Here is a 25,582-nt window from a genome sequence, read left to right as displayed (position 1 = left end):
TATACTTACCTTTATATTTCTTATTTTTGATGCTGAGATTCGCTCCTCAGCGAAATTAACTTTTATTTTATGGATTATGGTTTATTCGATTTAATTTAGAAGCTTTTAGAAACAACACACTATTTTAAGAGATATCCTATTGCATATCTCTTAAATCTTCTTCTTAGGATTAGTTTTATTTACCACATACCTAAGTTCCTATAATATATAGTTATTAGAATTAAGCCAATAACTTCTTTCTTCAATCAAAATCACTTTAACAGTGATGATAATTTTTGCTCAACCCACTTACTCATACTGATTCCTTCTTGTTCAGCTAACTCTGTTATACTAACAGATTAATAGGTAATTCCAAACTAGTTTTTCGATAAGAACTTCGAAAAATCAGGTGGCCCTCTTCATTATAGATGTCTCCTTTTATTAAAAATGGCAGGATATCAGCTGCAATGAAACCCGTTGTCGTTAATGGTCTTTCCCCTGCCCTCATGAAGAGAAGGATCGTGTTATCCTGTTCCCTCAATCGTATGTTTTCCATTCCCCATGTTTCATATAAATAGTCCACGAATGGATAAAAGACAATGGCATCCTTCGGAACTTCTAACTCTACATAGCCTTTATTCTCCAACGTGGATTGATGAATGGAATAGACCGGCATTAACTGATACTCCCTTACCCCTTCTTCAAATGGTAACCATTTTTGAATATTGGGTAAGTAAAAACCCCATTCATTGTCCTTATTCCGTATAACACGTGCTTCAGGAACCTTGCTTGAATGGAATTTTTGAAATAAGACAATATCTTGACTAGGATGATAATACTCAAATCGTTTTGGGCGTTGGGATTCAGATGGCTTCAGTAATTCCGCGGCTTCCTCATATGCTGTTTCAGATATGACATAGATCGTCCTCTCATCACCATAAGGGACAGCCTTAGCTTTTATTGAACCATCTTGTATATACTTATAAACACTTTGTACAGATAATCCCAATCTCTTTGCAACCTCATTGGGACTCATGCCAGTAGGTAAAGATTGCTTTTCATAGACTAATCGATCCACTTCCGCTTTTTCATAACGGGCCTCTTTATGTAATCGATGTGGGTCCAGGATTTTCATGATTTTCTTCTGTTTTCCATAATGGTAGACCGTTGCCTTGGATACTGCTAATAAATCAGCTACTTCTTTTTGTGTATACCATTCCACTTTATCCCCCTCCCTTCCTTCTTGATTATCCGTTACTGTTATGGGAACATCCCGTTGGTCCCCATTCGTCAGTTCCTCATGATCCAAGACTGCTTCTGCCTGGCCAAATTTTTCACGATATTGGAGACGTGGGTGTTCGATCACTTCTAAAATCACGCCTTCTTTTTTTTCAAATTGTTTAAAGTAGTAAAAACTCTCTGGGTCTTCTTCTTCCGTACATGTTAAAAGAACATAAACCGTTTCCCCCATTTCATAAGATACAGTCTGCGTGTTTTTTAATGGTTTAGTTTATTCATCATTTGTCTCTTCACCTTTTATCTAACTATTTAATTCCTATATCTATCAAAATATAGAATGTTGTCTTAAATAAGTAATTATAAATTTCTCTTATATAATCATTAAGATTTAACATTTGAATTATACAATATTGTTATAATTTTCAGAATATAATTTCATACTAATTATATCTCATATAAATAAATGGAGGGATTTATTTAGGACCTCATACCTTTAGGGATGCTTTTGCCATCATTTCTCACTTAAATGGAGAGGATGTCTATCAGATTATGAAGAGTATGGGCCATGAGCAGCTTTCCACTTCAGAGATATATTTGGAGAAAGTTTTTGAAAAAGAACGCCATGCGATTCATTTGTGGTTTGGGGAGTATATACAGAAGAATATCTTCATATTCAGAGGGGTTTTTGTGATTTTTGGCGCGCTCTTAAAAGATCCAGTTTCGAAAATGGTTTAAAGATTAAGGATTTGAAAAATAGTCCAGATTTAATAAAAGATATTTTAACACGTACATTTAATTCATGTTTGTTTTCTTCTTTTTATAAAGAAAATGATAAAAGAGGGAGAACAAATCATCTGGATGACTTGTTCCCCCTCTTTTTTAGAATCCCTTCGATATGCATGACGAAGGAATGATAGGACATGTGAGAGAATGCCACCAGGGCCGGCGTTGGAAAATGTTCATAACAAGTTAAAAAATGGAGTTCTAATATTTAGCTTAAAAAAATCGAATTAAAATATTTAATTCTTCTCTCCTTTCTCTTTTCCTGCTGATTTTTGATCCTTTATTTTAAAAGAAATGAGGAAGCTAATTAACGAAAGTACAGCGACGACAATAAATGAGATTTGCGCGCCATACATATCAGGATGTACTATCTCGGGACGCTGCTGAGCATTTTCGGTAGCTGATGTCATCACAGTAACAAGTATTGCTGTACCTACAGATGCGGCAATCATTTTCATCGTATTATCCATTGCTGCACCATGGGCGATTAAACGTTTAGGCAGCTGGTTTAAGGCGGCCGTTGAAACAGGCATCATAACCATGGCTAATCCGAACATCCGAATACTGTACATTACCATAATAAATGTAAAACTTGTCGAAGGACCAACATCCATAAAAGTAAAGGAGGACGCGGTAATGAGGAGTAATCCGCCAATAACCAGCCACCTGGCCCCAATCCGGTCAAAAATACGTCCAATGAACGGCGACATTATTCCGGTAATAAGTGCTCCAGGGAGTATCGCTAATCCAGCTTCAAACGCAGTAAATCCTCGCATGTTTTGCATAAATAGCGGGATGAGCGTTTCGGCACCTATCAGACCCATAAAGGTAATGGCTCCAATAATGATAGCAATCGGGAATAATGAATACGTGAACACCCGGAACTCCAACATTGGATGCTTCAATCGCAATTGCCTTTTGATAAACAATACAAGTGAAATTGTTCCAATGCCTAGGGATATGATGGTACTCCCGTCTGTCCAGCCATAATTACCAGCAGCTGTAAATCCATACAATAATCCACCGAAACCTACGGAAGATAATACAATCGAAAGCACATCCACTTTTGGCCGTGTAACTTCTGTTACATTTTTTAAAGCGAAGAACGCAACTATGATATCAATAATAGCAATTGGAAGAATGATAAAGAATAACACCCTCCATGAGTAGGTTTCCGTAACCCAGCCCGACAAAGCGGGCCCAATAGCCGGCGCAAAGGAAATGACCAGCCCGACCAGACCCATGGCTGCACCCCGTTTATGAACAGGGAAAATCATTAGGAAGACTGTCTGCATTAACGGGAGCATAATTCCGGCTCCGCTCGACTGAATCATCCGTCCTAGCAGCAGCATTCCAAAATTTGGAGCTAGCCCCGCTACCAATGTACCAATAGCAAAAATCCCCATCGCGGAAAGGAAAAGCTGTCTGGTGGTAAAGCGCTCCAGTAAAAACGCGCTAACAGGGATCATGATCCCATTAACCAGCATAAAAACGGTTGTTAGCCACTGTGCACTATTTGCCGTAACATTCATCTCCTCCATTACAGGAGGAATGGCGGTAATCATTAATGTTTGATTCAAGATCGCAATAAATGTACCCGCAAGCAAAAGAGCAACAATTGTTGTCTGTTTACGATTTGTTGAACTCAATTATGGTCCCCCTTTACGATTTGGAAAAAACATACTTTTGTAGATTACACGAATTTACATCAGATTTCCAGTAATTTGCTGTTAAAAATAAATGCAATAAAGTCGGCATTAAATACTTACTTACCCTACAAATAAATAGAAGAAAGTCGTCATATTCAGAGTGGTTTTACTGAATTTTGTACTCTATTGAACGGCGCTCTCTTTATTGAATAATTACTAAAACAAGAATTATAATAAACTCATTTAAATTCACTAGTATTGGTTTGAACTGTTTGGTTCAGAAGATAATTAGGTCTTTACCACGGGTAGGTTTTATAAATATAAAGATGGAGATACGTAGCAAAATCATGCTGGGCTTTTGAATATAATAAGTGATAATCCTAGTATTCGCGGGTATTTTAACTCTTCTATTTAATTCTTTAAAAAGCTCTATATTTTCTTTTTCCCTCCTGCAAATAAAAAGCACCCAATTTAATGGATGCTTAGATTTCCTTTCTTTCGTAATCTTATTTCAAATTTATCACTGAAAAATTCATTTGCATTAAAAATAGTACTAATGTCTGAAATATCACCTATGTTCACAATTAAGGCTTCATCAACTTCTTGATCTGTAAGAACTATGCGATATTCATATTGATTTTCAAAGTATTTATCTTTCCAAAAATAAATATCAGTCCCTTGATTTTTATAAGAGCTCATCCTAGCTGAGGAATTGATGTTATAATCATCATATTTTACCAAGCCCCCTCTGTAAGCATAACCTTTTTCATTGAGTGTTCTAGTAATTCTGTCAATAAATTGCGATGGGGTAACAAAAATTAAGCTATCTCCGAACTCCCTGATCATTTTATCGATTTGTTCATTAGGTAAATCAAATTTGGTATAGTAATATTTTTCATCCTCCTTAACCACTTTTAACATATCGCTAACAATTGCAAACATAGAATATAATGGCCTTTTTTCATTTATATTTTTTCTGAAATTCATTTTTTTAGTTCGCCCCGACATTATTAATTCATGGGTATCTTGAGTAAAGAAATTCATTGTTAATTCCGTAAAAACATGTGCTGCTTCAAATTTGTCTCCTACACCTTTTTCTCCTGAAGCATTTTCTATATCAATATACTTTTTAAAATTATTCATATATAAATCTCCAGATAAAAACCTTTCCACAAAAGGTGTGAACTTTATAAATCCAAAAACTTGACCTTTAAATCCAACGTCTGATATTTTCATTCTCTTCATTCCCTCCTATTTGACTACTAAATTCGACAAAAGGGACTATTCACCGGTATTTATTCCAAGACTATTAAGGAACGTTTACTGTTAGTGAACATGTAAGAATGTATGCCTAGTTCATAAAGAATATACTTCATTAAAAAACGCTTATCCAAAGGATAGACAGTCTTTCTTCTGTTTAGCTTCCACAAGCATATTCGTTATGATTTCCTGTTGTCTTAACAAATTACTAAGGTCTAAAAGCTGAATTACTCTAATTTTATGAGGTTCACCTTTGTAATACAGCACACACAACTGGTTCGCATCGATTGCGTATGTTTTTACCTTCCGTAAACAGGTATTATTTGCCTGATAAGAAATATCGTATTTAATATAGAATCCCTTGTTCCTCCAGATATTGAATAACGGGAGAAGTAATGCCCTGTAGATACTAAAATGAGCATATCCAGCCTTAAAGAATTTTCAGAGCTTCAGCAATTATTTCGGCTGTTTCTTTATCAGGTAATGTACCTGTTAAAGCGGAACGGTTTAATTATTTCTTAGTTATTGCTTGTACTTACTTTTTAATTTCTTATAAAGCTTTCTTTAAATATGTCCTGGACTTAAAAAATTTTTAAAGCAGCAATCGTGAACATACCGAATATCACGAGGGCAGCGGTACTGTATAATAGAAGTATAAGTTTACCTATTTTTGATGTTAATTACTTTGCGTTCAGCTTATTTAAACTAAAATATCGGTAGAAAGGTTGGTAACTATTGTGAGTATAAATCCAAATATGGTGGAGATAGCCTCCCTCCTAGGAGAAACGTCACGTGCAACAATACTTGCTAGTTTACTGGATGGGCGTTTTCATACTGCAGGTGAATTAGCATTGATGGCTGTAATAACACCTCAAACTGCCAGCTTTCACCTTTCTAAATTAGTGGAAGGTAACCTTGTTAAAGTTGAAAAACACGGGCGACATCGTTACTATCAGCTAGCAAATGGAGAAATTGCGCAGATTTTAGAATCGTTTCTTGCCATTTCCCCACCTCCTCAAGTTCGGTCGTTAAAACAATCAAGCCAAGTTAAAATGCTTCAGGAAGCCAGAACCTGTTATGATCATTTGGCAGGAAAACTAGGAGTCCAATTAACTGAATCGATGTTGAAGGCCGGATATTTGAAAAAAGAAGAGAGAGAGTTTACAGTTACGCCCAAAGGAAATCATTTTTTTTCTGAATTCGGCATCGATTTACTTGATTTAAGAAGAAAACGCCGTTCATTTTCCCACTCATGTTTAGATTGGAGTGAACGTCACCATCATCTTGGTGGAGCTTTAGGGAATGGGCTCCTTACACATTTTTTTGATTTAGGCTGGATAGTCCGTGTTCCATCTATTCGCGCAGTAAAAGTAACACCTAAAGGGAAAGAAGGATTTAAAGAAGTTTTTTGTATAGAGGTATAATTTAATAATCCCTCATGATGAAAAAGAAAAGGGCTCTTTCTTTTTCATCATGAGGGAATTTCTGTCTTTAGCAGCTTAGAGCAAACAATCCGATTACTATAAAGCTCTTTTAACGAATTTATTTTCCTTTTGGAAATTGCTATTTACAAGATAGATGCCAATGATGATAAACAGTCCGCCAATTAGGAGTGAAGTGTATATCGGTTCGCCTAATAGTGCCCACCCTGATAAAACACCGAAGAAAGGTGCCAAAAATAAAAAGGCACTTGTTTTTCCTGGATCACTCTTTTGTAAAAGGTAATACCAAACAGCAAATTGAACGATCGATGACATGATACTTAACCATAATAAAATGAACAACGAATTGCCATTCATTATGAAAAATGGTTTTTCAAGAATAAAGCTGCCAAGTAAAAGCAGTAAACCGCCAAAAAGCATCTGATAGGCAGATAATACCCATGTATCGGAAATCGCTCCCCATTTTTTCGCCAATAAAGTGGAAATGGCCCAGAAAACAGAAGAAAGAATACCGAAAAGAATACCGACCTTAAATTCAAGTTGCGCTCCCATCGTTATAATTACTCCAACTAATCCTAATAAAACACCAATCCATTGATATAGTTTATAGCGTGTTTGTGAAAAGATTGTACCGAATACAACAACAAGTAACGGGTTCGTGAATGTAAGAATTGAGGATTCACTTGCTGTAATCGTGCGTAAACTCAGGAAAATGCACCCCATAACTCCGGCTGTTTGAAAAGTGCCGATAATAAGCATTTTTATCCAATCCCCTTTAGAGTTTGGATGCGGTCTTTTTAAAAAGATTACGATCATCGCCATTATGAGTCCGGCAAGTGTGAAGCGTAATGCTGCTAATAATAATGGGGATGAATAAGGTAGACCAATTTTAACTACTGCAAAAGAAGAACCCATCAAAAATGTCGTTAAAAGTATCAACACTGTAAATTTGTAAACATTCATTTTTTTATCTCCTGACATATTTAAATGACCAATCTACAGATATTATAGCCGGTGATTATTTCAGCTCTCATCGAAATATGGAATACAAGTGGAGATATAATATCGACATATTAAAGGGAATCTTCATGTTTAATTCGCATAAGTAACCTCTTTAAATCATCATATTCATCTATACAAATCAAATTTTAAAAAAGAGTTTACCTCAATTCTTGAAGTTTTACCTCTCCTATCAACCTTACTAAGCTTGCAATTCCTACTTTTCATATATCTCTAGAGGCAAATCATCCGGATCACAAAAAAAAGTAAACCTTTTTCCTGTTAACTCATCAACGCGGATAGGTTCGACTGGAATGTTTTCTTTTTCTAAATCTTCAATCGCTTGATTAATATCTTCCACTTCAAAAGCAAGATGTCTGAGACCCCTAGCTTCAGGATAACTAGGACGATGGGGGCTATCAGGAAATGAGAACAATTCCAGCTGATATTCCCCTCCGACGATTAGATCCAATTTATACGATTTCCTTTCTGACCGATAAGTTTCCTTCTTGATATCACACCCTAAAATATTTACATAGAAGTTCTTTGACTTTTCATAATCAGAACAAATTATTGCTACATGATGTATTTTTTTCACCTTCATTTGTGTCCTCCCTAAGAACATTGATTATTTTTATAAACTAATTTTACCAAAGTTATACATTAATAAAAACTTAGATTTCAGTGTCTCCTTCAGACTCCACTAGTACATCCATTTTCCTGGATATAGGACTTAACACTCCACCAAATAGAGTAATTGCAGCAAATTGGAAAAATTGTATATTTTAATCATGGAAAATACCCAGGCCATACTGTTTGAATAATATTATTGATTATATCGTATAAAAAAATAAAAAGCCTTGTTAACTGAAATTCAGTAACATCAGGCTTGTCAAGATAGTAGCTGGCAGACTTTTTACTCTCTATATACCATTTCGAACAAACTTTTATAAATCCGAACGCCCACTTTTGCCTGCTTTTATATCGATCTATTTTACAGCAGGAATTGTTTGTGGATTTTCAGTCATGAAATTTTCCTTACCCGATTTCAAGGTCATAAAAGCGATAAAACAAACGACTCCGAATGAAACCAATAACCAAACAGCTCCATTAAACGATCCATCGAAAGCGTCTATGACAAAACCGATCGTTAAAGGAGCAATGAAGCCAGCTACTTGCATCCCTAAATTGACCACACCAACTGCAGAACCTCCGATTGCTTCCGGTAAATACTTCAGCGGCAGACTAAATATAATAGTGGATAGAGCTGCGGAAAATATAGGTATTATGGTTTGATAGATGATAACTCCCGTTACCGTTTCTGCATGAAACATGAGATAAACGAATAATGCTAGACCTAATCCACTAAAGCCCCCTATCCATTTTTCCCGACCAACTTTCACTTTATCCAGTACATAACCGGCGATAATATAGAAAGCCACCGACGCTATTGCAGGGATCATCTGTAAAAGACCCATGGAAATTAAATTCAGGCCACGTTCCTGCACCAAGTAGGTCGGCATCCATGACATCACTCCCCAGCTGATGAAACCATATGCAAACGAGGCAGCCATCAAACTAAGGACCAAGGGGGTTTTAAACAGCTTAATAAAAGAACCCTTGACAGGAACTTCCGTTAAGGAATCTACTTCTCGCGGGCCCTGACTCCCTACTCTTGGTTTTAATAAGAACAAATATAGTAACCCAATCGTAAACCCGAAAATCCCAATAATGCCAAACATCATCCTCCATCCGATACTAACAAGCAGAGTGGCTGCTAGAATGGGTGAAATGACACCCGCAACAGTGAGTGCGGAAAGAAACAAAGACATTGCCCGGGATCGCTTTTCTTCCGCGATGGACACTGATATCATTTTGGCCCCAGCAGGAAAGAAACTTCCTTCCCCCAATCCGAACATAAAACGAATGACCAACAACGATACAAAAGACCATGCCAATCCTGTTAGACTGGTAAAAATGGTAAAACTAAAGACAGAGACAATAAGCACGATTCTAGCGCCGAAACGATCGGCCATCCAACCGCCGGGGATCTGCATAATTGCATATCCTAAAAAGAAGACGCTTAATATCAGACCTGTGGAGGATGCGCTCAATTGGAGGTCATCGGATATATGGACAATCCCATAATTAATGACAAAGCGATCCAGTGCCGAGAACAAATTACCTGCAAAAAGTAATAACAAAATCATTTTTGGATTTTGACCGAATGCTAATTTGTTCACTAGCATAGCCCCCTAGTTTAGCTTAAATTTTCATCACAATTTTATAAACTCTAGGAAAACAGGATCATGGAGTCTCTAATGCCGAGGATGCGTGTTCAATGATAATCGGTGCCTTTATGTCAAACATATAGGATTTTCTTTTATAATTAGACCAGTAAATTTCCGGTAAGAAATTAAGTAGTCTTTACCTTTTCTTGTCCATATACTGGGTTTCCATCTATGAAGGTGGCCAGAATTGCTATGTCCCTAATTTCTTCTGGATGAACAGCTGTAGGGTCAGTCTCGAGAATGGTAAAGTCTGCTTGTTTTCCAATTTCTATGCTGCCTGATCGTGACTCATCAAAATTTAGTTTTGCGCCAAAAATAGTCATCGACTTTAAAGCTGTTTCTACATCAATGCGCTGTTCTGGGCCTAAAACATGACCTTCTCTCGTTATTCTATTAACTGCAGCCCATACGGAAAATAGGGGTGAGATTGGGGTAATTGGACAATCGGAATGCAGGGTGAACAATAAATTGTGTGCAACAGCTTCAGCTAACGGACTTATACGCCTTCCACGCTCCGGACCCAGGAAAATTTGTTTATGCCTGTCCCCCCAATAATATACATGATTGATGAAGAAGGACCCGGCTACATCAAGTTCCCTCATCTTCATGATGTCCTCGGTGGTTGCGGTTTGGACATGTTCGATTCTATGACGATGCTCTGTACGAGGGCTATTGGATAAAGCATATTCATAGGCCGCTAATATCGAGCCGATCGCTCGATCCCCGTTTCCATGCGTCGTGATTCTAAACCCTCGTCTGTGCAAGTCTAAGACTTCTTCATTAAATGCTTCCTGATGATGAATGAGATCTCCATATACATCTTGATTTTGATAATATGGAAGACGTAAAGCCCCTGTTAATCCTTGGATGGAGCCGTCCTGAAACATTTTTGCGCTATCTAATTTAACCCGTCCCCCAGACCTTTCCCTGAGTTCCAGGTCCAGTTGAGCTGGAGAATAACCTCCGAATGGCTGTCCTTCACGAAGCTGCTGATGCATGATCATCAGTCTCGTTCGCATCGGATTAATTTTTTGTTCAGCCGCTTTAAGATGAACCTCTAAATCTTCCAAATTATTAAATCCAACTGCAGCATCTGTATTCGTGGTAATTCCTTGAGCGACATAATCCTTTGAAGCCTTTCCTATCATGTCAACCTGTTGCCTAATTGTCATTTGGGGTATGTGATTATTTATTGGTGCCATTGCCGCTGGTTCATAGATTACCCCATTCAGCCTTCCGTTCTCATCCCGTCCATAATATCCGCCCTGGGGATCTGAAACATCATCAGTCAAACCTGCGCATTGCAAAGTTAGCGAATTTACTGCGGATAAGTGCCCTGAAGTGTGTGTGATGACTACAGGGTTATTTGGCGAAACCTTATCTAAATCACTCCTTGTAACATGGCGCTTTTCATACAAAAGCGTATCATCATAGCCATATCCCCTTATCCATTCGCCATCGGGAGTTTCTTTTGCTTTTGCACCAATTACCTCTAAAATATCTTTTATGGATTGATTGGGCGGAGTACCGCAGTTCACCTGTCCCATCGTTAATCCATACATTAAAATATGGTTATGAGTATCGATAAAGCCTGGTATTAGGGTGGATCCCTTTAAATCTACAACATCCGTACTTGCTGTAATCTCCACTGCACTTTTAGGTGGCTCACACTCATCCCAAATCCCGACAATTTTCCCATCTGCAACAGCAATTGACCTAGCCCGACGATTCCTGTTATCTAGAGTCAGCACATTTGCATTTTTAAATAAAAGATCAATTTTTATCATAAAATAAAGTCCCTCCCTTTTTTTGGTTTTAAATCCACTTCATTTCATCATAGTACTAACTTGGCAAACTGACAGATGGAAATACTGAATAGATAGGGCAAATATTTACAAATCAATAAGGATTAAAATGACACATCCTTTCTTTAATGAAACAATAGATTTACCCCATTTCACTAGTGGTGTTAACATCACGTCGTCCGAACCAGTATAAAAGGCATAGTTACATTAAAACATTTAAATTTATAATTTTCAATATTTTCTAATAATAGCAATAAATATAGGATGCTTTATTCAGCTATAAATGCTATTTAACCTAAAAAAAAACTGGAATCTAGTCTTTTAAGCTTTCACATATTTGATAGGACTTCATCTCAAAATATACTAGGCAGCACAATTCCCACCTTTATCCCAATACGACATTTCCCCTCTTTTCACATTTATATATATGTCCCTAAAAAGAGAGGTTTTTTGAATGTACTATAATTATTTTATATATCCTAATTATGTGCCATATTATTTTGATTCTGAGCTTATTTGAAAAAGAAACTCTCTTTCAATTGTTGGACAAGGTTCTTTTTCATCTTAAACATGATGATTCCCGATATCATGATCCCGATCCCGATCAATTTATTTAGGGTTAACGGGGCTCTTTCAAATCCGAACCACCCTAAGGTGTCAATCAGAACTGCCATCGTCAGTTGCGCGACAAGTACAATTGATATGGCATAGGCCGGTCCTAGGATCCGGATTGCCTGCATGATGCAATAGACGAGCACAACTCCCAAGACTCCACTTAATAGATACAGCTTGTTTATGTGCCCAATCGCTAACAGGTTCGTATCATCCATGATAATAAAAATGAATAGTGATGAGATGAAACCAAGCCCGAGAACAATCGTGGTTGTTGCCCAAGCTCCTACCTTTTCACTAACTCTAGTGTTAAGGACCGTTTGCAGACTGATGAAGACACCAGCTACTACGGCAAACATAATTCCTTGCATTAGATACAGCCTCCTGACTCATTCATATATATTGCCCTCCGCCCTTTCCCGTAGCCGCGATAAATCTTTAATATAAAGAATTCCTTTTTTTCTTTGAATGATACCTTCTCCACAGAGTTTATGGATGACACGATTTAAGTGCCGATAGCTTGTTCCTATGAGGTCTGCTATTTCGGTCAGATTCGAAGTGTTCATTTCTTTATGAAACATGGAGCCGCTCCCTTCTGATGAAAGAGATAACAGATAGCTTGCAAGACGTACTTCGACAGGGTAGAGCCTGTTCAAACTTGCGGCATGGGATTCTGTGTAAAACTTTTGTGTAACAATCTCCAATAAAAAATGCAAAAACTCATATCGGTTCGTTTCCATCGTTCGTAAATCATCAAAATGAATACCGATTACATAACCTTCACTGACTGCCTCAACTGTATGGAGTACTTCCATCCCTTTTATATATTCCACATCTCCAATAAGGGCCAATGGCGTTTTAAACCGAACAATTAACGATTTTCCTTCGGGTGAAGTTGTAAAAATCTTCACCTTTCCCTTTACGAGAAAATACATATAATGAATATCCTCACCCTTTGAACATAAAATTTCTCCATTATGGAATTGATAGAGAGATATTTTCTCCTTCAATTCTTCAGAAAAAATCATATTCAGCTCATATTGTTCGAGATATTTATTGAGACCTGAACTATTTTTTAATTTTTTCAATGTTCTATCACCTTTTTACAGTTTAAATATGACTACACCCATTAACATCATAGCCATTCCAATAACTTGTTGAATCGACACCTTCATCTTGATCATTCCGAATAGTCCCCTTGTATCGATAATGAAAGCACATATAAGCTGTGCAATTAAAATGGTTGCTATTGCGAAAGACATGCCTATTTGATTGATCGCAGTCATTTCTCCTAACACAATCACGACGCCGAGCATTCCTCCAAGCAGGTATAAAATGGGAACCTCCTGAAACCCCTCCGCCCTTCCATCACGGACGAATAAATAAATAATGATAGAAAAAATAAATCCTACGAGATGTACAAGCGCGGTAGTGTGCCACTCACTTAACTCCTCACTCATTCTTGAATTAAACACTCCTTGCAATGAAATAAACACTCCTGCAATTATGGAAGATATGATCCCTTTCACCCTGACTCCTCCTCTATGAGATTCTTCTATAATTAAAATACGGAAGTGGAGTGCAGAGAAAGGACATATGTCCCATTTCCATTTTTAATTTTTACGAAAAATTGATTTTCAACTTAAAATTCTCGAAATAAAAGGCTTGTATCGTTTGAAATTTTATTAGTATTCCCGGGAATATTTCGTTATATGTAAAAAAGAGCCCTCCAGTATGATTTGGGTGTACGAACACCACTCATCTTACAGAAGAAGCTCTATTAATTGGCACCTCAAACCTAATTTGACTGTTTGAGAGACAGAGCGAATAATCCTTAAAATTTAAACTGCGGTATATCCGCCGTCAACAATAAGACTTGTGCCTGTAACAAATGATGCATCGTCACTAGCAAGGAAGAGAACGGCTTTCGCCACTTCTTCCGCTCTGCCTAAACGGCCGATTGGATGTAAATCGATCAAACCTTGTCTTATTTCACCTTGTGCTTCGGCAATAAGTGGAGTATCTATATATCCAGGGCAAACTGCATTGACACGAATGCCATCTTTCGCATAAGTCGAACCTAACGTTTGTGTTAATAGTTTGACCCCACCTTTCGCAGCAGAATAGGCTGTTACCCCCGGTTTCCCTGCATGGCTATGGATGGAACCTGTATTGACAATGGCGCCGCCAGTAGCTTGTTTTTGCATTTGCTCTATCGCATATTTATCGGATAGGAAGACACCGGATAAATTAATATCAATTGTTTTTTGCCATTGCTCATAGCTTAACTCATGAATGTTTCCGTCTCTTGCAATTCCTGCGTTTGCGAACATGATATCCAGTTTTCCATATTTATTAACCGTCTCTTCGATCATATTCTTTACGTCATTTTCATTCGTCACGTCAGTTTTAACAAAAAGAGTATCATACCCTTTTCCATTTAACTCTTCTGACACAGCCTGTCCATGATCAGCAAAATCGGCAATGACCACCTTTGCTCCTTCTTCTGCAAATAATTGAGCCGTGCTTGCTCCAATCCCGCTTGCTCCCCCTGTTACGATTGCCACTTTGTTTTCAAGTCTCATCATATTACCAGACTCCTTTTCTTATTTTCTACGCAACAGATTCCTTAAACACCAGAAATCTCCATCCCTAGGGTTCTCCATAGACGACCATTCTTATACAAGCAAAAAGCTGACTACATTGTTGAAATCCTTGATTGAAATAGACTGGCCATCAAATAGCTTCATTCTGTGTTCATACATTTTTTATTTTACTCCTTACAATTTGAATTACTATCCTATAAACTGCTGTATAATAATATGGTTAGTCCCCCCTTTTTATAGGGTATTTTGTTTTAAGGAGAAGGAATTCACATGGCTCATCCCTTTCATGCATATGAAGAAATAACATTGCAGCAATTCATATTATTCATTAAAAGCCATAACAAACAGATTCAAGAAAATATCAATATTTATTTGAATCTAGAACCCTTCATATTAGAACCTGAACGAAAGATGATACAAACATTACTGGAATCATTTTTACTATTTTTATCCGCTCCAAATATCGACGACATAAATGACACATACGAAGAGCACTTGGATTCTTGGCTACAATTACATTTACCCCTTTTAAATGATAATCATTTCAGCATGTTCCGATTAATCTTTGAAAAGTCGATTGTTACCTTAATGGTAAACCTGAAACATGCCCAAACCCTTTCCATTCTTATGTTCCTATTATCCATTTTCTCTCATCTCATCCATAGCTATAACAAGTGGACGGGCGACGAACCAGAGCAACATCCCAAAACCAAACAAGAGAATGCAGAACTTAAAAGACTGCAGCTACTGGACCAATTAGATGAACTTTTAATTATCTCAGCAGGATTTAAGGATTTTGCTTTTATCCTAAAAAAATGTGAGGAGTTCTTTAACTATAAAAGATGTGTTTTTTATGCTTATATTCCTTGGTCCAATCAATTTCATGGCACCATTGGATCCGAGCTGCCAAAAGTTCAGAGTATGAGGGGACACGTCAGCTCCAGGCAATCCATGGTATTCAATTCAAAAAAGCCGGTATTTATTAAGAATCCCCATATTTACATTAAAGAGGAACATATACAGCTATTTAATCTTTCATCTGTCATTTTTGTACCGATTGTTCATAACCAGCAAGTGTTCGGCTGGCTGACCTTTGATCAATTAGGGGAGGAATTCAATTATTCAATAGATGAACTGACTTTACTTGAACAGGTCGGAAAAAGGCTCGGATTATATTTATCAAGAAAGGATGATGAGGTATCAATTGGTACCGACATACAATTGACGGAACGTGAATCCATGATTTTAAATTTGCTGGCGGAGGGCTATAACAATAAAAAAATGGCCGAATTATTGCAATTAAGCGAGCATACCGTTAGAGATTATGTAAGCAGTTTAATGACAAAGTTTAAAGCTAAAAACCGTACACAGGCAGTAGTTTATGGGTTTCGGTTAGGTCTATTGAAATAAAATTGAATCAATCAACAGCTTATGACGATTTGTCATTAACGAATCTATATAGAGGGCCAAAAAAAGACCGAAAAATTTTTTTCGGTCTTTGATCTTCTTGAATTTTTCATTTATTACAAAAGAATATCCTTTATTCAACTTCACTTTTTTTCTCTGTTTTTCCAGATAAAAACCATCCGCCGATAGCAATAAGAAGCATGACTGACCAAAAGATTATATTCCAAATCGGTCCTTCAACAAAATCGTGAGAGATAATGTGCACGGCTGGATGCGCAAGGGTATGCATTAATAACTTAACCCCTACCCAACCAACGATTAACATGGCTGCCGTTTCGAGGCTAGGCCGCTCCGTCAGGATCTTAACGAAGTATCCTGCAGCAAACCGGATGACGATTAAACCTGCAATTGCACCTAATAAAATAACAATGAATTTAGCCCCATCCATACCTCCTATATCACCCATTGGTGTATCTGGCAAGGCAATGACAAGAGCGACTGCAGCTAAAATGGAATCAATAGCAAATGCAATATCAGCTAATGCAATTTGCGCAACTGTCATACGGTAGCTTTTCCCTTTTTTTTCTTTGTCACCGTGGTCCCTTTTTAGTAAATGCTTTAATGAGATGAAAATCAAATATGCAGCCCCGATTGCTTGAACTTGCCAAACGTGGAAAAGGTACGAAATGATGAAGATTGCACCAATTCTAAATATAAAAGCCAAAAGCAACCCAATATTAATCGCTTTTTTTTGCTGTTCTTTTGGTAAATGCTTTGACATGATGGCTAACACCAATGCATTATCTGCAGATAATAAACCTTCTAAAAAAATTAGAATAATTAACACCCAGCCATATTCCAATAATAACGATAGTTCCATGATACCCCCCTAAAAGCATGTATAAGAATGCGTATATGACTTCAAACCCAACAACACTTTCTCCTCAATATTGTCCCATCTTATCTACTTCCTTATTCAACCCTAACGTCCCATTAGCTCTATAACATATTCCATTTTGCTTAGCCTTAGTTCACATTGGCATTTATATCTTCACACTTCGGCAATCACCAACTCCATACCTATTCTGCCATTAAATGATATTTCTGTAAAATGTCCCTTGTGATATCCCTAGCTTCAGCCGATGTACCGGAGATATTCGTTACAAAAACATAGTCACTTCCCTTTGTTTCAATAAAACCAACATACCAGCCAATGTTTGTCCCCTGCCCTGTTTTTCCGTAAAGTGTATAGCTGTCCCCTTCAGTCTGGATCATCATCCTTTTAATGGAGAGAATCTTCCTTTTGATAAGAATGTCATGAAAACCGTTGTTTGGTATTATCAAGCAATGGCCCGTGACATTGGAGAGAGTCGAATGGAGGCTGCCAGAAGCCTGCGTTTTTTCAAATTCATCACCTCAAAAATTCATTTACAATCCTATCCATTCTATCAGATAAACTCAATATTTTTAAGATTAAGAATTCTCATCTTTACATTATATGCTTAATTAAAAAATAGCACGGCGGATAAGATGGAACGTTAAACATCATTGCGCCTTATATGATCTAGTGCAATATTAAACAAATGAATAAAATCAATGGTTTTCCCAAATAATAGGTAGACTAATTAAGGGAGGGATTTATATGGATGCTAAGCGTGTAAAACAGATTCTTTCTTCTTCATCTGACATTGAGGTAAGGTATAATGGCACTTCAGTATGGATTGATAATTTAAATGAAGATGGAAGAACGGCTACAGTACATCTAAGAGGCCCATTAGAGGAAAGATCAGACGTAGCCATTGACGAACTTAAAGAAATCTAAGGAATATCCATTAAAAACTGAGCTCCTCTCGTAATGAGAAGAGCCTTTACTTATTTCAACCTTAATTTTTGACCGATATAAATTTTGTCGGGGTCTTTAATTCCGTTAAGACTAACTAGAGATTTTACCGTTGTTTTATGTTTTTTTGCAATGAAGCTAAGTGTGTCGCCTTTTGTAACTGTATAAGTTGTGGTTGTTTCAGTTTTAAATGCACGGGAGTTGTGCGTCCTAAAAGTATTTATTGTATTTGTAAAATCCCTATAGGCTATATTCAAATCCACCTTTGTGCTGATCCCACTTACCTTACCTGAATCAGAATGCTGCCATATATCTGTGCTACGTCCCAACGTGCTGTTATATCTGGCAATCCACAATGCGTATTTCTTCAACCTTGATTCATCTAAAGTATTTTCGAGAAAGTATTTACCAGTATACAGCATAGACGTGTATCCAGCTTTTTCAATGGCTTCTAAAAATGCGATTGCGGCATCGGTCAGCGTTTTTTTATTTGCCTTTTTTTTATTTTCCTCAAGATCGAGAACAACAGGATAATTTAAAGCGAAAGAGCTGATTGAATCTAAAAAATAAACAGCCTCAGCCTTTGCTTCTGCAACAGTTGCAAACTTAGCATAGTGATAGGCCCCGACTTTCAATCCCGCTGCCAATGCTTTTGGTGCATTTTCTTTGAAATAGGATAGCTTAGAATAACTCGTTCCCTCTGTTGCTTTAATGAACACGAACTTCACGCCTGCCTTTGCAACTTCCTCCCAATTTATAGCACCTTGCCAATGTGAAACATCGATTCCCTTGATATATTCCATATTAAAGTCCTCCTTAAGGATACAACCCTATGGGGGTAAATGTTTTATGATTTTAACATATCCCTTATAAAAACATCATATAGTGATAAATGCAGTCCCGTTGCCCACTGCCCACCTTATATTAAGATATTTGATTGAGTTAAAACAATTATAAATCTTTAAATTTGGCTCTTTTAGTAAAGATTGTTGTTTTTAAAACGAAACTATTTAAGGTTGATTGGAGCGGAAGTGCGAGACTCCTGCAGGAGCAGCGGGACAGGTGAGACCCCACAGGCGTTTACGCCGAGGAGGCTCACCGCCCGCCCCGCGGAAAGCGAGCATCTGGAGGGGAAATCAACCACACCTCACTACTTGGTAAATAGCAACAAAGTATGTTAAAACAGCCTTAAATTTAAATTGAAAGCAAAGTATTATGCTGCTTCCTTTTGTTTTCAAAGATTATTTTATGCTATACTGATTTTATTAATATCAGAAGGGATGATGGGTGGCCGATGATTAACTAATCTTATTTTTAAAATTTGAAATCACATATTTCAAATCATACGAAATAGGATTAGTCTGCCCATTTTCTATAAATTGTAGAGCTATCATGAAAATAGCTCTTATTTGATAATGTACAGGTACGGCTAATCCTTCCATATGAACTGGGAGGATTTTTTTTATTCTCCCTTTAAGGAGAGGGATAATTATATGAAAGAACTATTAAAATTAACCAATATCAGCTTTGAAATATTGGACCATAACATTTTTAAAAATGTTAATGCTAGTGTTCAACAAGGGGAAATCATCGGTATCATTGGCAAAAATGGTGCCGGTAAATCTACGTTGCTGCAATTAATTAACAATGATTTAGAGCCTGCACATGGACGAATCCAATGGCTGCAGCAAGACTTGAAAGTTTTTATGGTTGAACAAGAAGTCGAGTCGCATTCTTCAGAAGATAAGACGCCTACCGAAGTTAAATTACTGGATAAAATGCATGTACCAAGCCATGACTTCCTACAATTAAGCGGAGGAGAAAAACTCAAAGCCCGGCTAGCAAAAGGACTTTCTAAAGATGCAGACCTTTTACTATTAGATGAACCGACGAACCATCTTGATGAGGCCAGTTTAGGATTCCTCAATGAACAACTTAAATATTATAGAGGTACCATTATTTTTGTTTCGCACGATCGTTATTTTTTGGATGCTGTTGCAACGAAAATTTGGTCGATTGAAGATAAAAAGCTAATTGAGCACAGAGGGAATTATTCTAGTTATATGGAGGTTCGTAAACAGAAAAGACTTACACAACAACGTGAGTATGAAAAACAGCAAAAAATGGTTGAACGGATCGAGGGACAAATGAATGAAATCAATTCTTGGTCAAAAAAAGCCCATTCTCAGTCGACGAAAAAGGAAGGAGTTAAGGAATACTATCGCGTGAAAGCAAAGCGAATGGATGCACAGGTAAAATCTAAACAAAAGCGTCTTGAAAAAGAGCTTGAAAAAGCAAAAGCTGAACCTGTTGAATCAGAATATACTGTACGCTTTTCAATTAAAACAAAAAACAAGACGGGAAAACGTTTTTTGGAAGTTAAGAATTTAACTAAGACTTATAGCGGGCGAACACTGTTTGAAAACGTCAATTTCACGATTCAGCATGGTGAGAAGATTTCCATTATAGGCCCCAACGGCAGCGGAAAGACGACATTATTAAAAATAATTGTTGGACATGAAACTTTTGCGGGCGATGTATGGATTTCACCATCTGCAAAAATAGGCTATCTGACGCAAGAAGTATTTGATTTACCACTTGAATTAACACCCGCCCAGCTTTTTCATAAAGTTACATTCGAGTCGAGAGGGAATGTTCAAACTTTAATGAAGCATTTAGGCTTCACGGCGTCTCATTGGACAGAACCTATGAAGAATATGAGTATGGGTGAACGGGTCAAATGTAAGTTAATGGAATATATCTTAGAAGAAAAAGATGTGCTTATTTTGGATGAGCCGACAAATCATCTGGACTTAGCTTCACGGGAACAACTTGAAGAAACCTTAGCACAGTATACTGGAACGCTAATCGTCGTTTCGCATGATCGATATTTTCTCGAAAAAACGACAAGCAGCAAACTTGTCATTTCGAATAATCGCATACAAAAACAATTGTATGAACCATCATCCTCAAAAAGAGATGATTTGGAAGAACTGCGATTAACACTTGAAACAGAAAGACAGGAAGTTTTGGGAAAGCTTAGCTTTATGACTCCAAACGATAAAGCGTACCCAGAACTCGATAAGAAGTTTAATGCGCTTACGAAAAAAATAAACGAACTTGGTGACAAATGATTATCAACTGTAACTTAATGTGCTGGATGATAACCCTTAGAATGAATTAGCTCTAAGGGTTTTTTAGATATTACCATGGAGTCCTGCCGAAGTATTATTGAATATTTAATAAAGTACAGTCTCCGATCATTCAGGAATTTTTTACACACCTTGGCCATCAACCAATTGGTTTGAGGTGCTAAAAAGATATTAGTAAATGATTTGATTTACAAATTGAGCAGAATACTAATGCCCCCTTGTTAATAAGATTGAATGATGGATATGTTTTAAGAGGGGGGCTTAGTTATGAGTGAGAACACACAGGAAAATATGAGGAAAAACTCTGGAATGTTTGTTGAACGCTCTTTAGATGAGATTCGTTTTTGGTCAAGAATAATGAAGGAACACTCGTTATTTCTGAGACTAGGTTTTAGATGTGAAGATACACAGCTAATTGAGGAAGCTAATCAGTTTTATCTTATATTTGAACGGATAGAACAGCAATCCCATTCATTTACAAATCAAGCTGATCCAGAACAGATCAGGAGATTTAACGCGGAGGTGCAACAAGCTGCCACAGGCATATTTTTGTTTAAAAGGAAGGTATTAGGATTAATACTCACCTGTAAACTGCCTGGTGCAAACAACTTCCCACTTCTAGTCGACCATACAAGCAGAGAAGCCAATTATTTTAGAAAACGATTAATAGAATTAAATGAAGGTAAATTGAAACCACTTGCAGATGCCATCATCAAGGAAAATGTTTTCTTTTTAAGAATAATGGCGGATCATGCAAAATTCATTGGACATCTCCTTGATCCATCGGAAAGAAAGCTGGTGGATATGGCGCGAAACTTTAGTAATGATTTTGATCAATTAGTCTTTCAAGCCGTAGACTTAGAGTCCATGAAACCGCAATCTCAGACGGCCCCTCTTCTGGATCAATTTCTAGATCAGAACCGTGTTTCCGTAGTATCACTTCGAGACTTTAAGAAAACCGCCAGAGATTTAATCGAAGAATGCAAAATCAAGAGCATCATTCATCCACTATTGGCTGATCACGTTTTCCGTGAGGCCGAACGTTTCCTTGAAATTATTGATATGTTTGAATCCCATCTTACAGGTTAAAATGCAATTAATTGAGTATGAAGGATATAGAAAATTGAAATTACCGGATAAAGAAATTCTAACCTAAAATATGCCCCTCTCGATTTAGAGAAGGGCTTTTATATGTAAAAAGTTAAGACAGTGAGTTCACCAATGTTTTAAGTTTCTCTTTATCAGATACAGAAATCCATGGTAAATCCAGATTATCATCATTAATACCAGGTTGGATAATGCGGCTATTTAATAGATCACAAATACAGTCATTTATGAATTGGATATCTTGGTCTGATATTTTCCGGTTAAATGTTAAAGAAGCGGCTCCTGTTTGTTTGGTTATCCCCCCTATCAAGCCTCTTTGATTTAATGAACTTCTGATCACTTCTCTGATTGCCTCTACACTAGTCAATGGAAATACATCAAGGTGCTTAACAATCATTCTAAAAATATCTTCTTTAGTTAAATCCTGTTCAATTTCATGTCGCAATTATTCCACCCCCATTCGTCAAAACATTCTTCAAACGAAACGTAAAATCCTCCTTTATCTTCAAAAAGGTCGATACACACTTCCCTTTTGAGTGCCGCACAGTATCCCGAATATAAAAATTAACACAAAAAAAACCCCTCTCGATTAAGAGAAGGGCTTTTAACAATGGAGGAGTACCACTTAGGGGGTAGTACAATAATATAATTATCGCCAAAATAATACATTTATATTCACCCCCTTCCTCAAGTTGATGAGAACGGCTTTACCTGCCTTCTAGACATTGAAAATTGTCGCCTTAGTCGTCCCCGCTCTGCCTTAAATCACTTTTTTGCTTTGTTCCCTGACCATTCTTAAATAATTCTACAATAAGACCTGCTATTATAACGGCTCTTTAATGGTTTCGAATGGAAAATTGCATTCTATCTCCTTTGATCGGAGTGCCGCCATTGCATTATATTAACGGATTCAAATGATTAAACGGATGGATGGTCCTATCTTTTGAATTATGGATGCCTCTTACACTATTCAATTTTCACCATGTTTCTGATATGCTTTTATCAATTGAAAAAAGAAAGGTGTAGTTACGATGATAAAGGAATTCAGGGAGTTTATTACCAAAGGAAACGTTCTCGAACTTGCAATAGCTGTAGTAATGGGTGCTGCTTTTGGGAAGATCGTTTCATCACTAGTCAATAATATTATCACACCGCTAATAGGAATTTTATTAGGGGGGATCAATCTTTCTTCGTTAAAGATTACAGTTGGAAACGCAGTAGTTCAATACGGTGAATTTATCCAAGCTGTGATTGATTTCTTGATCATTTCGTTTGCGATTTTCATGTTTATGAAGGTAGCGAATTCTCTTATTAGAAAAAAACAAGCGAACGAGGAAGAGGTATTGGAAGCGGTACCGGCATCCGAGCAATATTTAAAGGAAATCCGTGATCTTTTACAAAAAAATTCACGGCAGGATGAAACATCATAAGTATTGAGAATAAGATAAAGCCCCTCTCTTAATCGAGAGGGGCTGGTTAAAGTCATAATGAACTGCGTATCCGTTACTTTAACAAGACATGCGACACTTATTAAAGAACAGTGTGTCGGAATTCGTGGCAAAGTGACAGTAATGTTGGCAATCAAAAGAGTCTCTCTATCAACCCAATAGCAAGTATCAGCTGGAACTGCTGCAATAATTTATAACATCTTTATTTGAACAAAATTATACAACAATCAGCTATTTCGAAAAACTAACATTGGATTATGGGATAATATAAGGCATCCTCCTGCTTCAACATATTATTTATCGGCAATATTTATCGCGTAAGGCAAGGGTATACTTAACCGATTGTACTGTACCTTTTTCTTGATCTTCAATCATTTGTTCTAAAAGTTCTTTTGGAGGATAATAGTAATCCAATGGTTTAATGACACTTAAATCATAAGGAGGTTGTTCAACTTTGAAAGCTCCTTCTCCAACCGCAAAGACTCCGCCAGCACCAAGCTCTCTCTTAAAATTGATGGCATATGGAAAACACATTTCAACGTTGATTCTAGTTAGGGTAGATTTCTCAACCAGTATTTTAAAACACTCTTCTGTATCAATATTACCTGTCCCTACTGGTACACCACATACCCTATAATCCTCGCCGTCATGAATGATAATATGATCTTTAAAATGGGTTGTGAATGCATATGGCGCTAATTTTCTTACAGCTTCAACCGGATCCTCCCATGCCATCATTCCGTTGCCCACATCACAATGAGCGCTAACCCAAGGGCTGTTGACTTCATTTATAATTTGGATAACCTCATCTGTTAATTCTTCCTCATGATTTTCCACAGCTAGTTTTATCCTGTATTTCTCTAATAATGGTACAATTTGTTTAATATCTCCTGGTGCTTTTTTCAATCTTTCCGGATCATACTCTCCTAAGCATGTATACGTGCGAATCACATCCGCTCCGATTCTATGTGCTGCTTCAATGACCTTTTTTAGATGTTCCGGATCGCTTCCATTTGTGTCTATTTCAGCGAAAAATCCATACTTTTGAATTTCTTTTCTTACTTTCTCTAAATATTCCGGCTCAAATGATTCTAATGTACCCCATCCTGACAACCCTGGCCATGGAACAATATTGATCATGACTCCGTCTAATCCCAATTCAGCTGTTTTTCTGATAAAACCGAAAATATCCATTCGACCCGTAATAAATTGCAAGTGATAGCTTTCTGTTTCTAATCCAATTTTCATTTTTTCCCCACCTTTAATTAAGCATTAAGTTTTCTTGGAAATTTTGTTGGTTTCTTTTTTCTTGTTGTTTGCGATTTTAACTAAGCTGCTTATAATAAACCCATTGATTGCTGGTGATCGACCTAACATGCTTCCATAAAGAATAAATACAAACATAGAAGGAGCATATCCAACTAAGCAGGCTATAGAAACTGTTGCACAACTTATTTCTACCGGTCCGCTTAACATATCATTTTGGTTAATTTTGAATAGTTATACTAATCAATTTAAGTGTATATGGAAGAAAACAATTCTTTACCAATGGAGCCTAAATAGAATGACTCCCGCACCTTATGGGAGTCAACTATTAGTCTAAAATTAAAGGGCATTTTTTTTAGTTTAATGTCCAGAAGTGATTTTGATGCCTATAGCCCCTGCAATGATACACATAATGAATAGGTTTAATCTTAAGCTTCTAGGTTCATTAAAGAAGATCATTCCTGCTAAAACACTTCCAACAGAGCCGATACTGGTCCATATTGCATAGGCAGTCCCCACTGGAAGAGAAGTTAATGACAAGGATAGAAAATAAAAGCTTAAACTCCCCAAAAAAAGACACGCTACAGAGGGGAGCAATTTTTTAAAGCCGTCTGCACGTTTCAGGCTTATAACACTACCGATTTCGGCAAATCCGGCAATAATAAGAAAAAACCAAGCCATTGAATCATCCCCTATA

24 protein-coding genes are annotated in these 25,582 nt (G+C 37.1%); 7 read left to right on the top strand and 17 right to left on the bottom strand.

What is annotated here, in order from left to right; translation table 11 throughout:
* Positions 1-325: 325 nt before the first annotated feature.
* Positions 326-1,450: a helix-turn-helix domain-containing protein gene (locus OSJ91_RS10240; protein ID WP_485891482.1), complete on the bottom strand. Its 1,125-nt coding sequence runs from the start codon at positions 1,448-1,450 to the stop codon at positions 326-328.
* Between the two features lie 317 nt (positions 1,451-1,767).
* On the opposite strand from OSJ91_RS10240, the gene OSJ91_RS10235 reads away from it, so the two are divergent.
* The gene (locus OSJ91_RS10235) at positions 1,768-1,953 is read left to right on the top strand and encodes a hypothetical protein (RefSeq protein WP_485891481.1); all 186 of its coding nucleotides are present in this window, start codon (positions 1,768-1,770) and stop codon (positions 1,951-1,953) included.
* Between the two features lie 284 nt (positions 1,954-2,237).
* On the opposite strand, the gene OSJ91_RS10230 is transcribed toward OSJ91_RS10235, so the two are convergent.
* Positions 2,238-3,650 (bottom strand): DHA2 family efflux MFS transporter permease subunit, encoded by a 1,413-nt coding sequence (locus tag OSJ91_RS10230; protein ID WP_485891480.1) that lies wholly within the window; start codon positions 3,648-3,650, stop codon positions 2,238-2,240.
* A 471-nt stretch (positions 3,651-4,121) separates the two neighbouring features.
* Positions 4,122-4,886, bottom strand: coding sequence for a hypothetical protein (locus OSJ91_RS10225; protein ID WP_350302132.1), 765 nt, complete (start codon positions 4,884-4,886; stop codon positions 4,122-4,124).
* A gap of 761 nt (positions 4,887-5,647) precedes the next feature.
* On the opposite strand from OSJ91_RS10225, the gene OSJ91_RS10220 reads away from it, so the two are divergent.
* The gene (locus OSJ91_RS10220) at positions 5,648-6,334 is read left to right on the top strand and encodes an ArsR/SmtB family transcription factor (RefSeq protein ID WP_485891479.1); all 687 of its coding nucleotides are present in this window, start codon (positions 5,648-5,650) and stop codon (positions 6,332-6,334) included.
* A gap of 96 nt (positions 6,335-6,430) precedes the next feature.
* On the opposite strand, the gene OSJ91_RS10215 is transcribed toward OSJ91_RS10220, so the two are convergent.
* The 8 genes from OSJ91_RS10215 to OSJ91_RS10180 form a co-directional block, all read right to left on the bottom strand.
* The gene (locus OSJ91_RS10215; RefSeq protein ID WP_350302131.1) at positions 6,431-7,315 is read right to left on the bottom strand and encodes a DMT family transporter; all 885 of its coding nucleotides are present in this window, start codon (positions 7,313-7,315) and stop codon (positions 6,431-6,433) included.
* 253 nt (positions 7,316-7,568) lie between these two features.
* Positions 7,569-7,955, bottom strand: coding sequence for an SMU1112c/YaeR family gloxylase I-like metalloprotein (gene gloA2, locus OSJ91_RS10210; protein WP_485891478.1), 387 nt, complete (start codon positions 7,953-7,955; stop codon positions 7,569-7,571).
* A 385-nt stretch (positions 7,956-8,340) separates the two neighbouring features.
* Positions 8,341-9,594, bottom strand: coding sequence for an MFS transporter (locus tag OSJ91_RS10205; protein ID WP_350302129.1), 1,254 nt, complete (start codon positions 9,592-9,594; stop codon positions 8,341-8,343).
* Between the two features lie 173 nt (positions 9,595-9,767).
* Complete coding sequence (locus tag OSJ91_RS10200) at positions 9,768-11,429, bottom strand: amidohydrolase (RefSeq protein WP_485891477.1); 1,662 nt, start codon at positions 11,427-11,429, stop codon at positions 9,768-9,770.
* A gap of 530 nt (positions 11,430-11,959) precedes the next feature.
* Positions 11,960-12,430, bottom strand: coding sequence for a DMT family transporter (locus OSJ91_RS10195; RefSeq protein WP_485891476.1), 471 nt, complete (start codon positions 12,428-12,430; stop codon positions 11,960-11,962).
* Between the two features lie 18 nt (positions 12,431-12,448).
* On the bottom strand, positions 12,449-13,147 hold the full coding sequence (locus OSJ91_RS10190) for a Crp/Fnr family transcriptional regulator (RefSeq protein WP_350302126.1): 699 nt from the start codon (positions 13,145-13,147) through the stop codon (positions 12,449-12,451).
* A gap of 15 nt (positions 13,148-13,162) precedes the next feature.
* On the bottom strand, positions 13,163-13,588 hold the full coding sequence (locus tag OSJ91_RS10185) for a DMT family transporter (RefSeq protein WP_350302125.1): 426 nt from the start codon (positions 13,586-13,588) through the stop codon (positions 13,163-13,165).
* Positions 13,589-13,900: 312 nt separating this feature from the next.
* Positions 13,901-14,644 carry an SDR family NAD(P)-dependent oxidoreductase gene (locus OSJ91_RS10180; RefSeq protein WP_413020292.1) on the bottom strand — a complete coding sequence of 248 codons (744 nt, stop codon included), beginning with the start codon at positions 14,642-14,644 and terminating at the stop codon, positions 13,901-13,903.
* Between the two features lie 291 nt (positions 14,645-14,935).
* Here OSJ91_RS10180 and OSJ91_RS10175 point away from each other — a divergent pair, with 291 nt between their 5' ends.
* The gene (locus OSJ91_RS10175) at positions 14,936-16,075 is read left to right on the top strand and encodes a LuxR C-terminal-related transcriptional regulator (RefSeq protein WP_485891475.1); all 1,140 of its coding nucleotides are present in this window, start codon (positions 14,936-14,938) and stop codon (positions 16,073-16,075) included.
* Between the two features lie 130 nt (positions 16,076-16,205).
* On the opposite strand, the gene OSJ91_RS10170 is transcribed toward OSJ91_RS10175, so the two are convergent.
* Together OSJ91_RS10170 and OSJ91_RS10165 are read right to left on the bottom strand one after the other, a co-directional pair.
* Positions 16,206-16,952 carry a TerC family protein gene (locus tag OSJ91_RS10170; protein WP_350302123.1) on the bottom strand — a complete coding sequence of 249 codons (747 nt, stop codon included), beginning with the start codon at positions 16,950-16,952 and terminating at the stop codon, positions 16,206-16,208.
* A gap of 200 nt (positions 16,953-17,152) precedes the next feature.
* Positions 17,153-17,416, bottom strand: a complete 264-nt coding sequence (locus OSJ91_RS10165; protein WP_485891474.1) for a penicillin-binding transpeptidase domain-containing protein — start codon at positions 17,414-17,416, stop codon at positions 17,153-17,155.
* A gap of 298 nt (positions 17,417-17,714) precedes the next feature.
* Here OSJ91_RS10165 and OSJ91_RS10160 point away from each other — a divergent pair, with 298 nt between their 5' ends.
* A complete protein-coding gene (locus tag OSJ91_RS10160) occupies positions 17,715-17,894 on the top strand; it encodes an H-type small acid-soluble spore protein (protein WP_034313120.1) in 180 nt (59 codons plus the stop codon).
* 50 nt (positions 17,895-17,944) lie between these two features.
* On the opposite strand, the gene OSJ91_RS10155 is transcribed toward OSJ91_RS10160, so the two are convergent.
* A complete protein-coding gene (locus OSJ91_RS10155) occupies positions 17,945-18,715 on the bottom strand; it encodes a GH25 family lysozyme (protein ID WP_485891473.1) in 771 nt (256 codons plus the stop codon).
* 690 nt (positions 18,716-19,405) lie between these two features.
* On the opposite strand from OSJ91_RS10155, the gene abc-f reads away from it, so the two are divergent.
* Both abc-f and OSJ91_RS10145 read left to right on the top strand, forming a co-directional pair.
* Positions 19,406-21,046: a ribosomal protection-like ABC-F family protein gene (gene abc-f / locus OSJ91_RS10150; RefSeq protein ID WP_485891472.1), complete on the top strand. Its 1,641-nt coding sequence runs from the start codon at positions 19,406-19,408 to the stop codon at positions 21,044-21,046.
* 285 nt (positions 21,047-21,331) lie between these two features.
* Positions 21,332-22,153: a DUF2935 domain-containing protein gene (locus OSJ91_RS10145; protein WP_485891471.1), complete on the top strand. Its 822-nt coding sequence runs from the start codon at positions 21,332-21,334 to the stop codon at positions 22,151-22,153.
* A 112-nt stretch (positions 22,154-22,265) separates the two neighbouring features.
* Here OSJ91_RS10145 and OSJ91_RS10140 read toward each other — a convergent pair whose 3' ends face one another.
* Positions 22,266-22,616: a hypothetical protein gene (locus tag OSJ91_RS10140; RefSeq protein ID WP_350302119.1), complete on the bottom strand. Its 351-nt coding sequence runs from the start codon at positions 22,614-22,616 to the stop codon at positions 22,266-22,268.
* A gap of 586 nt (positions 22,617-23,202) precedes the next feature.
* On the opposite strand from OSJ91_RS10140, the gene mscL reads away from it, so the two are divergent.
* A complete protein-coding gene (gene mscL, locus OSJ91_RS10135; RefSeq protein WP_350302118.1) occupies positions 23,203-23,601 on the top strand; it encodes a large conductance mechanosensitive channel protein MscL in 399 nt (132 codons plus the stop codon).
* Positions 23,602-23,916: 315 nt separating this feature from the next.
* On the opposite strand, the gene OSJ91_RS10130 is transcribed toward mscL, so the two are convergent.
* Positions 23,917-24,867 (bottom strand): sugar phosphate isomerase/epimerase family protein, encoded by a 951-nt coding sequence (locus tag OSJ91_RS10130; protein WP_350302117.1) that lies wholly within the window; start codon positions 24,865-24,867, stop codon positions 23,917-23,919.
* Positions 24,868-25,245: 378 nt separating this feature from the next.
* Positions 25,246-25,566 carry a DMT family transporter gene (locus OSJ91_RS10125; protein WP_063592920.1) on the bottom strand — a complete coding sequence of 107 codons (321 nt, stop codon included), beginning with the start codon at positions 25,564-25,566 and terminating at the stop codon, positions 25,246-25,248.
* Positions 25,567-25,582: the final 16 nt, after the last annotated feature.

The organism is Bacillus sp. T-10(2022), assembly GCF_056502895.1.
The sequence above is the reverse complement of the archived record's forward strand: the minus strand, read 5'-3'. Positions and strand labels throughout refer to the sequence as shown.